The 15,779-nt window shown below is 50.0% G+C and carries 13 protein-coding genes and 1 tRNA gene; 11 read left to right on the forward strand and 3 right to left on the reverse strand.

The genetic code is table 11. The annotated features are described in order from the left end of the window. The first annotated feature begins 29 nt into the window (after nt 1–29). From mutY to DQW12_RS11985, 5 genes are all read left to right on the forward strand, one after another. The gene (mutY, locus tag DQW12_RS11965; RefSeq protein WP_113908105.1) at nt 30–1,058 is read left to right on the forward strand and encodes an A/G-specific adenine glycosylase; all 1,029 of its coding nucleotides are present in this window, start codon (nt 30–32) and stop codon (nt 1,056–1,058) included. A 131-nt stretch (nt 1,059–1,189) separates the two neighbouring features. After that, nucleotides 1,190–1,471 (forward strand): oxidative damage protection protein, encoded by a 282-nt coding sequence (locus tag DQW12_RS11970; protein WP_113908106.1) that lies wholly within the window; start codon nt 1,190–1,192, stop codon nt 1,469–1,471. A gap of 140 nt (nt 1,472–1,611) precedes the next feature. Beyond that, complete coding sequence (proB, locus tag DQW12_RS11975; protein ID WP_113908107.1) at nt 1,612–2,730, forward strand: glutamate 5-kinase; 1,119 nt, start codon at nt 1,612–1,614, stop codon at nt 2,728–2,730. Next, the gene (locus DQW12_RS11980) at nt 2,727–3,992 is read left to right on the forward strand and encodes a glutamate-5-semialdehyde dehydrogenase (RefSeq protein WP_113908108.1); all 1,266 of its coding nucleotides are present in this window, start codon (nt 2,727–2,729) and stop codon (nt 3,990–3,992) included. Before proB ends, DQW12_RS11980 begins: the two co-directional genes overlap by 4 nt. 64 nt (nt 3,993–4,056) lie before the next feature. Continuing rightward, nucleotides 4,057–4,132 (forward strand) — tRNA-Phe (locus DQW12_RS11985). Nucleotides 4,133–4,735: 603 nt separating this feature from the next. Here the strand turns inward: DQW12_RS11985 and DQW12_RS11990 are convergent. Next, entirely contained in the window at nt 4,736–5,509 is a 774-nt protein-coding gene (locus DQW12_RS11990; RefSeq protein ID WP_113908109.1) for a dienelactone hydrolase family protein, read from the reverse strand. 189 nt (nt 5,510–5,698) lie between these two features. Between DQW12_RS11990 and DQW12_RS11995 the strand changes: the two genes are divergently transcribed. From DQW12_RS11995 to DQW12_RS12020, 6 genes are all read left to right on the forward strand, one after another. Then, complete coding sequence (locus DQW12_RS11995) at nt 5,699–6,730, forward strand: Fe(3+) ABC transporter substrate-binding protein (protein ID WP_113908110.1); 1,032 nt, start codon at nt 5,699–5,701, stop codon at nt 6,728–6,730. An 80-nt stretch (nt 6,731–6,810) separates the two neighbouring features. After that, complete coding sequence (locus DQW12_RS12000) at nt 6,811–8,511, forward strand: ABC transporter permease (RefSeq protein ID WP_113908111.1); 1,701 nt, start codon at nt 6,811–6,813, stop codon at nt 8,509–8,511. Continuing rightward, a complete protein-coding gene (locus DQW12_RS12005; protein ID WP_370444365.1) occupies nt 8,498–9,547 on the forward strand; it encodes an ABC transporter ATP-binding protein in 1,050 nt (349 codons plus the stop codon). The genes DQW12_RS12000 and DQW12_RS12005 overlap by 14 nt, the downstream gene beginning before the upstream one ends. 116 nt (nt 9,548–9,663) lie before the next feature. Continuing rightward, the gene (locus tag DQW12_RS12010; RefSeq protein WP_113908113.1) at nt 9,664–11,322 is read left to right on the forward strand and encodes an HD domain-containing phosphohydrolase; all 1,659 of its coding nucleotides are present in this window, start codon (nt 9,664–9,666) and stop codon (nt 11,320–11,322) included. A gap of 9 nt (nt 11,323–11,331) precedes the next feature. Further along, the gene (locus tag DQW12_RS12015) at nt 11,332–12,075 is read left to right on the forward strand and encodes a 3',5'-cyclic-nucleotide phosphodiesterase (protein ID WP_113908114.1); all 744 of its coding nucleotides are present in this window, start codon (nt 11,332–11,334) and stop codon (nt 12,073–12,075) included. 3 nt (nt 12,076–12,078) lie between these two features. After that, the gene (locus DQW12_RS12020; protein ID WP_113908115.1) at nt 12,079–14,316 is read left to right on the forward strand and encodes a CHASE2 domain-containing protein; all 2,238 of its coding nucleotides are present in this window, start codon (nt 12,079–12,081) and stop codon (nt 14,314–14,316) included. 1 nt (nt 14,317) lies between these two features. Here DQW12_RS12020 and DQW12_RS12025 read toward each other — a convergent pair whose 3' ends face one another. Both DQW12_RS12025 and DQW12_RS12030 read right to left on the reverse strand, forming a co-directional pair. Then, nucleotides 14,318–14,767 carry a DUF3429 domain-containing protein gene (locus DQW12_RS12025; protein ID WP_113908116.1) on the reverse strand — a complete coding sequence of 150 codons (450 nt, stop codon included), beginning with the start codon at nt 14,765–14,767 and terminating at the stop codon, nt 14,318–14,320. Nucleotides 14,768–14,790: 23 nt separating this feature from the next. Beyond that, nucleotides 14,791–15,771 carry a calcium/sodium antiporter gene (locus DQW12_RS12030; protein WP_113908117.1) on the reverse strand — a complete coding sequence of 327 codons (981 nt, stop codon included), beginning with the start codon at nt 15,769–15,771 and terminating at the stop codon, nt 14,791–14,793. Nucleotides 15,772–15,779 lie beyond the last annotated feature (8 nt).

Raw genomic sequence — 15,779 nt, forward strand, 5'->3', positions numbered from 1 at the left:
CCAAGCCTTGAGACAAAAAACAAGCAAACATGCAGATTAAAAACTTCGCCGAACGTGTTTTAGCCTGGCAGGCTAACCATGGCCGCCACGATCTCCCTTGGCAAAATCCCGCAACACCCTACCGAGTGCTGGTCAGCGAGATTATGCTGCAACAAACCCAAGTAGCCACGGTAATTCCCTATTTTGAACGTTGGATGCAAAGCTTTCCTACTTTAGAAGCGCTAGCCGCGGCAACCGAAGACCAAGTTATGGCACACTGGCAGGGCCTTGGTTATTACTCGAGAGCTCGAAACTTACACAAAGCAGCGCATTATTTATGTAAACACCACAATGGTGAATTTCCACAAGCGCTACCCGAACTCGAAAAAATACCCGGCGTAGGCCGCTATACAGCCGGGGCTATTCGGTCTTTTGCTTACAATGCTTACGGCCCTATTGTAGACGGCAATGTAAAACGCCTTTTCTGCAGACTCTTTGCTCTCAAAGGGCTACCAAATTCCACGGCCCTGACAAAAGAACTCTGGCAGTTAGCGGAGCAGCTTACCCCTACAACCAACAATCGTAAGTTTGCCCAAGGGTTACTCGACTTAGGCGCAACCCTTTGCAAACCGAAAGCGCCGCGCTGCAATGAGTGTCCATTCAATAGCGAATGCAAAGCCTTTAAGCTTGAGCAACAAGCGCTATTTCCTGAACGCAAAGCAAAAGTGAAGTTGCCAGAAAAAGACGCTCACTTTGCGCTGTATACCAAAAATGCGGGCCAAGCTCCGGCTATTCTAATTACCAAAAGACCAGACATTGGCCTATGGCGTTCACTGTGGTGTTTACCTACAATGGCGCAAGCTCCGGAAGCGGAGCCAAAGCCGAAAGTAAGTTTCCAACATACTTTTAGTCATTTTAAAATGCGCGGACACATTTGGCAGCAAAGCACCGCTCATACTCAGCAGCTGCATGAAAATAGCGAAAGCGCGTGGGTGACTGCGGCACAGCTCCACGAATTTGGCTTTCCGGCACCTATAATAAAAGAGTTGCGTAAGTTACTCGCAGCAGAAAGCAAATAAGAATACGCGAGTATAATTACAACGCATAAGTAGTATAAGAAGTATGAATAAAGCTTAGTGGGTGAATAGAAAATCAATTTAATTTTATTTTATGCAGCCTCGAATGCATAAAAACAAGGAGATATGCAATTATGTCACGCACCGTTTATTGCCAGTATTTAAAGCAAGACGCGCCTGGTCTCGCCTTTCAACTTTACCCTGGCGATCTAGGCAAAAAAATCTTCGACAATATCTCGCAAGAGGCATGGTCACTATGGCAGCAGAAGCAAACCATGCTCATTAATGAGAAGCGACTCAACTTAATGGATCCAGAAGCTCGCAAGTTTCTCGAAGCCGAAATGGTGGGTTTTTTATTTGAAGGTAAAAACGTAGAAATTGAAGGGTACACGCCGCCAAGCCCCTCTACCAAATAGTTTCAGTGCATACAATCAACTGCATAATCATTCATTTGATCAGCAGCGCATGCAACAGTGAACCCGCCTGCGCGTTCGAGAAACAGGGCCTGTTGTGTTAAGATATGCCGCTCATTTGCACCAACAAGGGAGTATTTTTCATGAAGATACCTACCTGGCGAAGAGCGGTTATCAAAGTCGGCAGTGCTCTTATTGCGCCAGATGGTAAAGGCTGCAGTTCCAAATACCTTCTCGCAATTGCACGCTTTATCAATGAATGTCGTGAACGTGGCCAAGAAATTGTTCTTGTGTCTTCAGGCTCGGTGGCCGCTGGTCGCCATCATTTCAAGTTCGATGAAAGTAAACCCATTCCTGTCGTGCTGAAAAAAGCCATGGCAGCGGTAGGCCAAACCCATGTTATGGAAAGTTGGTCGCGCTTTTTCGATTTCCCCAGTGCGCAAGTCTTAATGACACACGACGATCTTCGTGATCGTGAGCGCTATATTAGCATTCGGAACACTGTGAATGCCCTACTCGAGCAAGGCATTATGCCGATTGCGAACGAAAACGATGCACTGGCTACAGACGATCTCAAAGTAGGTGACAACGACAACTTGGCTGCCATGGTTGCAACTGTTGTTGACGCAGACGCTTTGTTTATTTGCTCGGACATTAACGGTCTCTACGACAAAGACCCAAATAAGCACAGCGATGCCACACTCATTCCAGAAGTCGAAACCATCGACCAAAGTATTTATGCGCTCGCGGGCGGTTCTGCTAGTGCGGTCGGTACCGGTGGCATGCGCACTAAAGTTGAAGCGGCGGAAAAAGCCACCACTCATGGTATCGACACCTATATTCTCAATGGTCGTAAAGGCACCATGTTCGAAGTGCTGTTACGCAATGAAAACCCAGGTACGTTGTTCCGCGCCAAAGAAGACCCACTCAGCAATAAGAAGCACTGGTTACGCCACACTCTTATTGCGCAAGGCGAGATTTTAGTTGATTCGCGCACTGTAGAAGCGATTCGCGACGAAGGCGCGTCGTTACTCACTACAGGCATTGTGGATATACAAGGTAACTTCAATCGTGGCGATGCCGTATTGGTGCGTAGTGCAGAAAGTACCGAAACCATCGCCAAGGGGATCTGTCGGTACAGTTCCCATGAGCTCCTTCATTTGAAGGGGCAAACCGACAGCAAGATCGCTGAAACTTACGGTTACAGCCCTATCAGCGAAGTTATTCACCGCGACGATTTAATGTTATGGAGTAAAGTATGAGTACGCTAAACCATAAAGAGTTAGCCCAACAAATTTCACAGCGCGCAGCGAAAGCCGCACGCACTATTGCCACTTTATCGACCGAAAAGAAAAATGCCGCTTTGCAGCGCATGGCCGACAGCATTCGATCCTACAGCGCCACTATTTTGGCCGAGAACGCCAAGGATCTCGCTGCAGGTAAAGAGAAAGGCCTCGACGCGGCCATGATGGATCGTCTCGAACTGAGCGAAGCTCGCATAGAAGATATGGCACGAGCCATAGAAGAAATTATTGCCCTGCCCGATCCGGTTGGTCAAAGCTACTTGTTAGAGGAACGCCCAAACGGCATGCGTATCGACAAAATGCGTATTTCCTTAGGGGTTATTTGCATGATTTACGAAGCACGCCCAAATGTGACCGCCGACGCCGGCGCTCTGTGCTTTAAAGCCGGTAATGCGGTTATTTTACGCTGTGGCCGAGAAGCCATTGGTAGTAGCAAGGCTATCGCAGCAGCCATGCATGAAGCCTTAGAGGCCTCTGGCATTAACAAAGACGTGGTAACGGTCGTACCCACGCCAGACCGCGACTTGATGGCCGAACTACTGCAACAAAAAGACTCTATTGACCTCGTGATACCTCGCGGTGGCGAAGGGCTCATTCACTACGTTAGCGACAACAGTAAAATTCCGGTTATTCAGCATTACAAAGGTGTTTGCCACCTGTATGTCGACAAAGACGCTGACTTAGATAAAGCCCTCGCCCTGCTGCTCAACGGCAAAACCCAGCGTACTGGTGTTTGTAACGCACTCGAAGGCTTGTTAGTGCATAAAGACGTTGCCGATAAGTTTCTGCCTATGGCTGCGAAAGCACTGGCCGAAAAACAAGTTAAAGTTCACGCCTGCAAAAGCTCGCTGAGTTACTTTAACGGTGCAGAAATTATTGCCGATGAAGACTTCGGCGAAGAATACCTCGCACTGGAAATTGCGGTACGCTTGGTCAACAGCTACGAGCATGCCATAGAGCACTTAGAGCAGTTTTCAAGCGGCCATACCGACGTAATTTGCACCGAGAACGAAGCCACAGCGAAACGCTTTATTGCCGATATTGACTCAGCCGTAACCATGTGGAATACGTCCTCTCGGTTCTCCGACGGCGGTCAGCTTGGTTTAGGTGCAGAAATCGGTATTTCTACGTCTAAATTACACGCCTACGGCCCCATGGGGTTAGAATCTCTTACTACAGAGAAATTCGTGGTGACGGGTAACGGACAAATTCGCGAATAAAATAAGCCACGCTCTTGACAGCAGCACAGAAAAACCGTTTAATACCGCCCGCTGTCAAGAACAGGCCCAGATAGCTCAGTCGGTAGAGCAGGGGATTGAAAATCCCCGTGTCGGTGGTTCGATTCCGCCTCTGGGCACCAAATACTAAAAAACCGCCCTTGTGGCGGTTTTTTAGTATTTGGTGTTTAGACGCCGGATGAGAACCACCTATCTGGTTCGACAAAATCGTCTGGAACGATTTTGGACGCACAACGTGCGGGCCGTAGGCCGAGCCCCAGGGATGGGGCGAGCATTCCGCGCATCCTTGCGCCTCCCCCCTTCGGGGCCGTTACTGCGTAACGTGCAATTTGTACGCGCGGCATTGCCGCGCTTACGACGCAAGAAGTGCGGGCCGTAGGCCGAGCCCCAGGGATGGGGCGAGCATTCCGCGCATCCATGCGCCTCTCCCCTTCGGGGCCGTTACTTCGTAACGTTCAAAATCGCTCCATGCGATTTTGTCCGCCTCTGTGTATTTGTACGCGCGGCATTGCCGCGCTTACGACTCACGAAGTGCGGGCCGTAGGCCGAGCCCCAGGGATGGGGCGAGCATTCCGCGCATCCGTGCGCCTCCCCCCTTCGGGGCCGTTACTGCGTAACGTTCAAAATCGCTCCCAGCGATTTTGTCCGCCTCTGTGTATTTGTACGCGCGGCATTGCCGCGCTTACGACGCACGAAGTGCGGGCCGTAGGCCGAGCCCTCGTTTATCAAAGCTTTTCGTCAAGAAACTCAAGCAATGCTTGCCAACTGGCACGGTCGGCTTTTAGATCGTAGTCTGAACTCCAAGGTACCGTAAACGAGTGCAAGGCACCGCCGTAAATCTCAGCGTTGTGCTCAACCCCTGCGGCCTGAAGGTCGTTCATTAAGGTTGCAAACTCGCTCATACCTGAAACCGGATCGGCAGAGCCGTGTAAAACGAGTACCGGAGCTGTTGCCGTACTGTAACTCTGCCCTTCGGGTAACCCTAAGCTTCCATGAAAAGACACAACACCGGCCAAGTCGGCGCCAGCACGCGCCATTTCTAACACAGCTTCACCACCAAAACAGTAGCCCATTGCCACTCTATTCTCGGTACCACCGGGAATATTTGGTACTTCAGAGAGGGCCGCCATTAGCCGTTGCTGAAAAAGTTCGCGGTTACCGCGAAGCTCACTCGCACGCGCTGCATTTTCGCGCATAGAGGTGGGCTGGCGGTCGCGGCCGTACACATCAATGGCAAAAGCGGTATAGCCTAGAGCCGCTAACTGGTGTGCGCGGCCTTTCTCGTAATCATTGGGGCCGTCCCAATCGTGCACAATAATAACGGTACCCAAGCTTTCTTCTAGCCGGCTATTATGTGCAACATAACCTTTCATAACTTGACCGCCTACGCGGTACTCATAGTCTTGCCCCACAATAGAAGCGTGAGCATTTCCACTCGACAATGCGAGCATGGTAACGCTCATCGCGAGCGCCATTAAACTATTCGATATTCTTGTCATTTTCTCTACCCCTCATTCAGCATGAATATGGACGCGAAGCAATCCACCGTTTTGAACTACAAGGATTATACGCGGAATACTCGCATTTCGGATTGCTCACTATCAGAGCACAAAAACCTAAATGATAATGATTGCTATTTGAGAGCAGTTAAATTAGAATAAGCCACAAATAAACGCGAGGTGTTTTTTATGAAATCTATCGTTAAACTCATTCCAGTTGCAGCGGCAATGGCCGCTTTCTTAAGTGCTTGCTCTCCTAGCCCCAGCCAAGAAGCAGTGAACATTTACTCGTCCAGAAACGAAGCGCTGGTAAAACCGCTACTCGACGAATTTACAGCGGAAACCGGTATTCAAGTAAACTTGCTCACTGGCTCTGGCGACGGTTTGCTCACGCGCTTACAGAACGAAGGTGAAAACAGCCCTGCAGATTTGTTCTTAACAGTAGACGCAGGCGCTCTTCACCGCGCTAAATCGGCGAATTTATTTCAAAGTGTGAATTCAACAACCTTAGCCAACGTTATTCCTGCTCACCTACGTGACAGCGACAACGAATGGTTCGGTTTAAGCATGCGTGCGCGCCCTATTTTTTATGCGAAAGACCGAGTTGACCCTGCGGAGTTAGGTTCGTATTTAGATCTTGCCGACGCTAAATGGCGTGGTCGTATTTGTGTTCGAAGTTCAGACAACATTTATAATCAGTCTCTTGTAGCCGCTATGATTGACCACTTCGGAGAAGAGCAAACTGAAGCCTGGGCGCGTGGTTTAGTGGCAAACTTTGCGCGCGATCCCGTAGGTGGCGACCGTGATCAACTTCACGCAGTAGCCTCTGGGCAATGTGATGTTGCTATTGCCAACACCTATTATTTCGGTGGTATGATCGCCAGTGGCGACGCGGCAAATTTGCAAACTACCGACCAGCTCGAAATTTTCTGGCCTTCGCAAGACGCTGAAGGTGTGCACGTTAACGTAAGTGGCATCGGCTTGTTACGTCACACCGAAAATACTGAGAACGCCATTAAGCTTATTGAGTTTTTAGCCAGCGAGTCGTCACAAGCTTGGTATGCAGAGGCAAATCAAGAGTATCCTGTGCGTCAAGACGCGGCCTTGAGCGATATATTACAGGGCTGGGGCGACTTTAAAGCCGACCAAATTCCAATGAGCCGGCTTGGAGAAAATAACGCTGCGGCGGTTCGCCTCATGAATAGAGCGGGCTGGCGCTAGTAAACAACCCCAAGACTAAAGAGCTGTATCTTTTGAGTCCAGACCGAACAACATCTTATCGGAACTATAAAAGCCTGCCCATGCAGGCTTTTAATCTACTGCGTAACGCGTCTCTCCCCGGTGTCGCGCTGCTCGTATGCATGCCGCTTCTGATTGTAGTAGGCGCTTTCTTTGTTGGCTTGTTCGGCGCTGAACAACGCGAAACTCTGGCGCACCTTTGGCAGTTCGTTATCGGCGAGTATATTCACCATACCGTCATTTTAATGGTGGGCGTTGCTTTGTTGGTGTCTGTTATTGGCGTAGCTACCGCGTGGTTAACCACTGCATGTACCTTTGCGGGCGTGAGCTGGCTCCGCTGGGCTTTATTGCTACCTTTAGCAATGCCTGCCTACATTACGGCTTACACCTACAGTGGCATGCTCAGCTTCGAGGGGCCGGTGCAGTCGTTTCTGCGGGCCGTTACCGGATGGCAATTCGGCGACTATTATTTTCCCGAAATTCGTTCCATTACCGGGGCCACTTTGGTAATGGGGTTTGTGCTCTTTCCTTATGTGTATTTAATTACCCGCGCAGCGTTCATTGAGCAGTCTAGAGCGGCAATAGAAGCAGCGCGAACTCTCGGCTTAACCCCGTGGCAAAGCTTTTGGCGGGTAGCATTACCCATGGCGCGCCCTGCTATTGCTACCGGCGTAACTCTGGCCCTTATGGAAACCCTAGCCGACTATGGCACCGTTCATTTCTACGGCGTAACTACCTTTACCACCGGTATTTTTAGAACCTGGTACGGTATGGGCGATCCGCTTGGCGCCCTGCAATTGGCCAGTATTTTGTTAAGCGCAGTAGTTGTACTTATTGTAGTTGAACGTATTTCTCGGCAAAAATCTAAATACCACCACGCAGGTCGCTCACAACAAAAAGCTCGGCCTTTTAAACTTACTCGTGGTAAAGCCTTTGCTGCCTTTGCTGTGTGCTTTACTCCGGTATTATTGGGCTTTATTTTGCCTGCGCTACAACTGCTGTTATGGAGTGCCGACCAACTCCATGTCTGGCTTGAGCCTGCCTTCATTAAACTTATTACGAACAGTGTGATGCTTGCAGTTGTGGCTTCGCTCGTTACGGTATTAGTTGCCCTTTGGTTGTGTTACGGAAAACGCCGTACGCCAACCCTACTTACCCGCGTGAGCATAAATTTTGCGTCGTTAGGTTATGCCATTCCTGGCGTGGTGGTTGCTGTGGGCGTTATTATTCCATTCGCTTGGCTCGACCACAGAATCATCGACATTTCCCGTTCGCTTTTTGGTTACAACCCCGGTTTGGTTTTGTCGGGAACTATTGTGGCCATACTTTTTGCTTATTTGGTGCGTTTTTTATCGGTTTCCATCCAAACCATCGACAGCGGTTTAGCACAAATTAAAACCTCTATGGACGAGTCGGGCAGAATTCTCGGGTTAAATCCACGCCAAATATTAACCCGCATTCATTTTCCGCTGCTGCGTACGAGTATTCTAACCGCTACGCTACTGGTGTTTGTGGACGTGCTGAAAGAACTGCCCGCAACCCTAATACTGCGCCCGTTCAACTTTAACACCTTAGCAGTACGCGCCTATGAGCTTGCCGGCGACGAACGCCTCGCCGAAGCAGGTCCTGCTGCACTGATGATCGTGCTCGCTGGTTTAATTCCTGTCATACTGCTAAGCCGCGCCATGCAAGAACGACATAATGACAAAGGCGCTGTAGTGGCCCCAAAAGTTGAGGAAATTTATGAGCCTGTTAAAGCTTAATCATGTTGCTGTAGGCTTCGACAGCCAGCTTATTGTAAACGATGTAAGCTTTAGTTTAGAGCCCGGTGACATTGGCTGTTTGTTAGGCCCAAGTGGCTGTGGCAAAACTACTTTATTAAGAGCCATCGCCGGTTTTGAGTCGCTGCGCAGTGGCAGTATCGAAATTAGTATGCGCTTGGTGAGCTCGCAAGCACAACACGTGCCACCAGAACAGCGTGGCGTAGGTATGGTTTTTCAAGACTTCGCTTTGTTTCCTCACCTCACCGTGGCGCAAAATATTAGCTTTGGTATTCGCACCCAAACACAGGCCGAACAAAGCGCTCGCGTTCGGCAACTGCTCGAACATGTAGGCTTAGAGGGCTATGGCCCTCGCTACCCGCATCAACTTTCGGGGGGCCAACAACAACGCATTGCACTGGCTCGAGCGCTCGCGCCGCGCCCGCGCCTATTACTTCTCGACGAGCCTTTTTCGAGCCTCGACGCCGAGCTTCGTGAGTCGTTGGCAACCGACGTGCGGGCGCTGTTAAAACGCGAAAAAATCACAGCTTTATTGGTTACTCACGACCAACAAGAAGCGTTCGCTATGGCCGACAAAGCGGGCGTAATGTACCACGGCAAGATGTTGCAGTGGGGCACCCCGTATGGGCTTTATCATGAGCCTGCACACCACTTGGTAGCCGACTTTATAGGTCACGGAGTGTTGCTGCGCGGTGCGATAACCCCTGAACAAGGTGTTGCTACGCCGCTCGGTATTTTGCGCGGAGACGAAGTGCCAGCCAATGCCGAAGGTGAAGCTGTCGACGTGTTGGTGCGGCCCGACGATATTTTGATTGACGACAGTAGTGAACGGCGAGCCAAAATTGTGGGCAAGGGGTTTCGTGGGGCGCACTACTTGTACACAGTAGCGCTTTCCGATGGCAGCCAGATTCTGTGTATGGCACCTTCACACCACCAATACGCCATGGGTGAAGAAGTGGGTTTACGCCTTAACCTTGACCACTTGGTGCTATTCCCTGCGGGCTACTGCGACACCTAGCCCGCGCTTGGCCCGCGCACGGAACACCCCACAGAATTACTTTAGGCTGCTGCATTAATTACCCAATATGCTAATCTAGGTTTTATAACAACAAGATTCGTAAAACAGGGTTCCTTATGGCTAACGCCGCACAAACGTCTCACCACCTAAATAGAATTCGTCGTTTAAATGCTATTGGCGTTGCCTTATCGGCGGTCGACGATCATATCGAACTTTTAGAGCAGATTTTAAATGGTGCGCGTGAACTTACCTGTGCCGACGCAGGAACCCTCTACTGGGTTAATTCAAACGCCGAAGGCAAACCGCAAAGCCTTTCATTTACCTTGGTACAAAATGACACCTTGAATATTCATTTGGGCGGCAGTGGTGAGCCGGTGGGCGGTACATTTTCCGAAATTCCATTGTATTTAACGAACCACGAGCCCAATGAACGCATGGTCGCGGCTTATGCGGTTTTGCATGAAAAAACCGTGTGTATAGCCGACGCCTACGAAGAGCAAGGCTTCGACTTTTCCGGTACCCGTAAATTCGATGCCAGCACAGGTTATCGCTCTCAGTCCATGTTGGTTGTGCCGCTCAAAAACCATGAAAACGACGTTATTGCGGCTCTGCAATTACTGAACAAGCAAGACAACGCAGGCAATACCGTTCAGTTTGACCAAGACGATATTGAAATTGCCTGCTCGCTCGCCTCGCAGGCCGCCATTGCGCTCACGAATCGCAAGCTTATCGACGACCTGCATACACTGTTTGAAAGCTTCACCCACGTAATCGCCAGCGCTATTGACGCGAAGTCGCCACAAACCGGAGCGCATTGTCGGCGCGTACCCGACGCAACCTTAATGCTGGCAAAAGCGGCAAGTGGTTCGAATTATCCGGGCCTCGAAGGGTTCAAGATGTCGAAAAAAGACATGTATGAACTGAAAACCGCAGCCTGGATGCACGACTGTGGCAAGATAGTTACGCCCCCTCATGTGGTGGAAAAGTCGAAAAAGCTGGAAACCATATACGACCGCATCGGCACTATTGAAGCAAGGCTTGAAGTGTTAGCGCGCGACGCCAAAATTGCTGAGCTTGAGGCTGAATTAACAGCGCTGAAAAACAACACTCCAAGCTCGCGCCCGGCGCCAAGCAATGCCCCCTCACAGGGGTTCTACCAAGAGGCGCTTGAGTTCCTGCAACGGGCAAATACTGGCGGCGAATTTATGGCCGACGACGATCTTGAGAAAGTGCAGTCGCTCGCAGCACTTAATTACACAACATTGAACGGCCAAACCCAACCCTTATTAACGCCCGAAGAATGCGAAAATTTATGCATTCGTAAAGGTACCCTCACCGACGCTGAACGAAAAATAATGGAAGACCACATGGTGCACACCATTAATATGCTAGAACAACTGCCCTTTCCTAAGCACCTGAAACGGGTTCCTGAGTATGCTGGCGGCCACCATGAACGAATGGACGGTAAGGGCTATCCTCGGGGGCTTACCCGCGAGCAAATGTCCATTCCCGCTCGAATTATGGGTATAGCTGACGTGTTTGAGGCCTTAACAGCGCCAGAGCGGAGCTACAAAAAAGCCATGAGCCTGTCGCAAACCCTTACCATTATGGGCAGAATGGTTGAAAACAATCACCTCGACCCTGATTTGTTCGCATTGTTTGTTGATAAAAAAGTATATTTAACTTACGCGAACAAACATTTAAAGCCGGAACAAATAGACAACGTCGACTTGAGTAACTTGCCGGGCCTTTCCCGCAACCAACACGCTGAATAGGGTAACAGCATGAACATAGACATATTAGGCAGCAGCGGCGGTGTAGGTGGGCAAAGTGGTAGCACCTCGTTGTTAATTAGTAACCGCATTCTTGTTGATGCAGGTTCCGGGCTTGGCGCTTTGTCGTTAGAGCGTATGCGTGGAATCGAAGCTGTGTTTATTACTCATAGCCATATGGACCATATTTCAGCGCTTCCGCCTTTTTTAGCTAATCTGTTTGGTCATCGAACAACGCCATTACCTATTTACGCGTTACCCGAAACCATTGAGGTACTGAAAAGCTGTATTTTTAATGGCCAAATATGGCCAGACTTCACTGCGATACCCAGCGCTGCAGACCCCATTATCGAATTTCGTGCCCTAACGCCTTGGCAAACCCTACGGCATAACGAACTCAGCCTAACGCCATTTTCGGTGGAACATACGGTCCCCACCGTTGGCTACAGCATTCAAGACCAAAACCAGCACTTTGTATTTTGTGCCGACAGCAAAAGCTCTGCTGAATTTATCGACCAACTGAACCGGCTACCCGCAATTCACACCCTGATGATCGAATGCTCTTTCCCCGACCGTTATCAGCAGCTGGCTGATATGTCGGGGCATTTAACCCCGCAAACACTTTACAATACGGTGCAAAAGCTTCTGCAAGCACCACAGCAGGTTTGGATTACTCATTTAAAACCGGCCTATGAAGATGAGCTGCGCGCGTTATTCAGCCAAGACACTCGCTTTAACAACTGGCGCGTACTCTAGCTTATGCGCAAGGCAATTAAACACTTTTTTTCCTCTGCCAAAACCTTGCAATGGTTTGTTAGTTTGTTGCTGGTAGCGGGGCTTGTGGGCGAGCAAATTGGCCTTTGGCCTTCACAAGTACTGCAGCGCTTAGAATGGCTAAGCTACGACGAGCGTGTGTTATCGCGGCTCAGTTATGAGCAAGACCCGAGTGTCGTCATTGTTGATTTAGACGAGCGCAGTTTACAACAAGTGGGCCAATGGCCGTGGCCACGCGCGCAGGTGGCCACGCTGTTATTTCAACTGTTTGAAGACTACGACGTGCAACTTGTTGGCCTCGACGTTATTTTTGCAGAGCCCGAGTCTAACCTGCTGGCAACGCAATGGCAGCAGCTACGTAGCCAATTTCCGAACTTACCCGAAACCCCTAGTATTGCGAGCGGCGATCAACTGCTTGCTGAAGTATTAATGAGCTACCCTATTGTGTCTGCTTTTTTCTTTGACCAGCAGCCGCAGCAACATTCGCTGTCAAGTTCGACCGGCGCTTTGCCGCCACCACTTATGGTGAATCAACCCGCAGAGCAGTGGCAACAGGTGCCAATTCCAACGCCCGCACGTTTCACCAGCAATAGTGACGCTGTGCAGCCCTATGTTATGGCGGGTGGCTATTTTGACAACCCTTTGGTTGATAGCGATGGCGTATTTCGTCGCGTTCCTCTTATGCAGCAATGGCAAGGTGAACTCTATGGAAGTTTACCCTTAGCCATGTTTTATACCCTGCTCGGTCAGCCTCCTATCGACATGGCTATTTTTAGCGGTGGTGGGCAACTGCATTTAGAAGGCGTGGATGTGGGCGGCTTCTATTTCCCAACTGACCCAAACGGCGCGGTATTAGTACCCTGGTTTGGTGAGCGTAATCACTTTTCTTATATTTCAGCAGTCGACATTTTAACCGGCACGCCACCCGCCGACGCTCTCGCTGGCAAAATTGTGTTGCTCGGCACTTCAGCCCCCGGCCTGATGGATTTACGCTCAACACCGGTCGGCGGCGTTTTTCCCGGTGTTGAAATTCACGCCAGTATTCTTGCTGGCATGCTACAAATGGCTTTCAAACATGAGCCCGGCTACAGTATTGCCATTACTGTGCTTGGTCTACTAATCGCCGGCATACTTATGACGCTGTTTTTCCCAAAACTACGCGCCGCACAACTTATTTCCATTAGTGTGGTTATTGCTGCGTTGCATATTCATCTCAATTTATATGCATGGGACAACGGCTTAGTGCTACCGCTTGCGTCTGGAATTCTCCTGCTGGTGTTCATGGCGGGTTGGCATCTCACCATGAACTTCTGGCGAGAAAGTAGCGCTAAACGCCAGGTGGCGGAACAATTTGGTCGCTACATTCCGCCCGAACTGGTGCAAGATATTGTCGCGCACCCAGAAGCGCAAGACATGCAAGGCCAGGAAAAGGAGCTCACGGTATTGTTTTCTGATATTCGTGGTTTCACCTCTTTTTCGGAGAAAATCCCACCGGCAGAGCTCACAACGGTGATGAACCGCCTGCTTACCCCGGTAACCAAAGCTATTCATGCGCACCAAGGTACCATTGATAAATACATGGGCGACGCCGTAATGGCCTTCTGGGGTGCACCATTACCCGATCACGCACATGCGGTCCATGCGCTCAATGGCGCGCTGGCCATGCAACAGGCCCTGAGCCGCATTAACGAAGAGTTTCAAAGCGAAGGGAAACAAGCTATTGCCATGGGCATTGGTGTGCATTCTGGAGTTATGAACGTAGGAAACATGGGGTCTGAGTTCCGCATGGCTTACACCGTATTAGGCGACAACGTAAACTTAGGCTCGCGGCTTGAAGGGCTGACAAAAAACTACGGGGTAAAAATTCTTTTTAGTGAGAACACGCTAGCGCAAATTCAGCAACTCGCGCCGGAACAATTTATTTATCGCAAAATCGACCGTGTGCGGGTGAAAGGGCGCACTACACCGCTCACCATCTTCGAGTTAATGAACAGCAGTGAGCATGCAAGCGCACAAGAAAAGGCTCAATGCGCTCGCTTCGAAAAAGCTCTCAGCAGCTATGAGGACAGCAATTTCAACGCCGCGCTCGAACAATTTCAAGCCCACCTTACAGAATGGCCGAACGATCCTGTGGCACAACTGTATTGTGGCCGCTGCGAGAATTACATCGACTCACCACCACCTACCGACTGGGACGGGGTGTTCACGCACAAAGAAAAATAATTTAGCTTGCCGGCAGGGTTCTCAGGGCAGTGATAACCACCGTAAACCAAATAAAATGGCTGCCAGCCACAACAAAAGTAATGGGCTTGCGCAAACGCTCATACCATGGCTCTGGCACTTTGCTAAGGTCGTAATTAAGCCACAATAAATATGCGGCCGCTAAAACCACCAAGGCGTAAAGTTCGGGCAATAGAGCAACCGCTATCCATCCCACTAACGAAGGCAGCATACACAATAACAACGCCCGCTCTGGTTGGTCTAATTTTCTAGCCATAACCAGCCCCCAATGAATGCCTCCAAGGAAAGACAAAATAACAGCACTGTAAACAAGAAAGATGGGCAACAACAGTTCGCTCCATAAGCCAACAGCACCAAGCACTGCGCTCCCCATAAACGGAATTAAGCCAGCCCACGCTAACCGGTTTGCTCGAATTTCCAATGCTGCATTCATGTTGCGTTACCTACCTTGTCTTATTAACGAATAACGGTCCACACCAAATAACTGACATAAGCCACATAGATACCTACAAAAGTAACGCCCTCGAGCCGATTTATTCGCCCCGGCCGCTTTGGCGACCAACTTTTCGGCCGCCACGCAAATGCGGCAAGCAGCAGCGTGAGTACCAGCATGAGCACCCAGTCTCGTGTCAGTACTTCCGCCGCTACCGAAATAGGGTGAATGGCACCAGCAATACCCACCACTGCAAGCGTATTGAAGAGATTCGAGCCAATGAGGTTACCGAGCGCTAAGTCATGCTGTTGCCGGCGAATAGCCACAATTGCGGCGGCTAACTCAGGTAACGACGTGCCAAGCGCCACAATAGTTAAACCAATAATTAGTTCGTCTACGCCCAGTGATACCGCTATTTCAACAGCGCCCCACACCAACAACCGCGAGCTCAGAATTAACAAAATAAGCCCTGCTACAAGCCATAGCACCGACTTCTTTAAGGAAATATTTTCTTCAATAAGGTCGTCTTCGGCACTTTTACCAATAAGTTCATTCGGATCAGCTTGTTGGCGCACGGTCCAGAGCATTACGGCCACAAATAAAACCAGCAGAACAGCTGCGTCTACACGCGATATTTCACCGTCTATAATTTGGTAACCTGCCAACAAAGTTACCGCCAGCAACATAGGAATTTCTCGGCGTAACACACTGCTTTGCACAGTCATTGGCAGCAGTGCGGCACTTACCCCTAAAACCAACGCTATATTGGTAATGTTTGACCCAAACGCATTACCTAAAGCTAAGCCAGGGCTGCCTTCGAGTGCCGCAAAGGCCGACACCACCATTTCAGGCGCCGAAGTACCGAAGCCTATGACCAGCATACCGATCACCAATGGCGGCACCCCCAAGAGCTTCGACGTATTAGCGGCGCCGTCGATAAATTTATCGGCACTCCACACCAGAACCACTAGCCCAATAATAAGTGCCAAAATAGGCATTAGCATAAATCTGT

The sequence above is a fragment of the Aliidiomarina celeris genome (assembly GCF_003316875.1).
GTDB classification, from domain to species: domain Bacteria; phylum Pseudomonadota; class Gammaproteobacteria; order Enterobacterales; family Alteromonadaceae; genus Aliidiomarina; species Aliidiomarina celeris.

Bases quoted from the DNA above. Each gene is read 5' to 3' on its own strand.
- mutY (WP_113908105.1), top strand. From the start codon at position 30: ATGCAGATTAAAAACTTCGCCGAACGTGTTTTAGCCTGGCAGGCTAAC.
- DQW12_RS11970 (WP_113908106.1), top strand. From the start codon at position 1,190: ATGTCACGCACCGTTTATTGCCAGTATTTAAAGCAAGACGCGCCTGGT.
- proB (WP_113908107.1), top strand. From the start codon at position 1,612: ATGAAGATACCTACCTGGCGAAGAGCGGTTATCAAAGTCGGCAGTGCT.
- DQW12_RS11980 (WP_113908108.1), top strand. From the start codon at position 2,727: ATGAGTACGCTAAACCATAAAGAGTTAGCCCAACAAATTTCACAGCGC.
- DQW12_RS11990 (WP_113908109.1), bottom strand. From the start codon at position 5,509: ATGACAAGAATATCGAATAGTTTAATGGCGCTCGCGATGAGCGTTACC.
- DQW12_RS11995 (WP_113908110.1), top strand. From the start codon at position 5,699: ATGAAATCTATCGTTAAACTCATTCCAGTTGCAGCGGCAATGGCCGCT.
- DQW12_RS12000 (WP_113908111.1), top strand. From the start codon at position 6,811: ATGCAGGCTTTTAATCTACTGCGTAACGCGTCTCTCCCCGGTGTCGCG.
- DQW12_RS12010 (WP_113908113.1), top strand. From the start codon at position 9,664: ATGGCTAACGCCGCACAAACGTCTCACCACCTAAATAGAATTCGTCGT.
- DQW12_RS12015 (WP_113908114.1), top strand. From the start codon at position 11,332: ATGAACATAGACATATTAGGCAGCAGCGGCGGTGTAGGTGGGCAAAGT.
- DQW12_RS12020 (WP_113908115.1), top strand. From the start codon at position 12,079: ATGCGCAAGGCAATTAAACACTTTTTTTCCTCTGCCAAAACCTTGCAA.
- DQW12_RS12025 (WP_113908116.1), bottom strand. From the start codon at position 14,767: ATGAATGCAGCATTGGAAATTCGAGCAAACCGGTTAGCGTGGGCTGGC.
- DQW12_RS12030 (WP_113908117.1), bottom strand. From the start codon at position 15,771: ATGCTAATGCCTATTTTGGCACTTATTATTGGGCTAGTGGTTCTGGTG.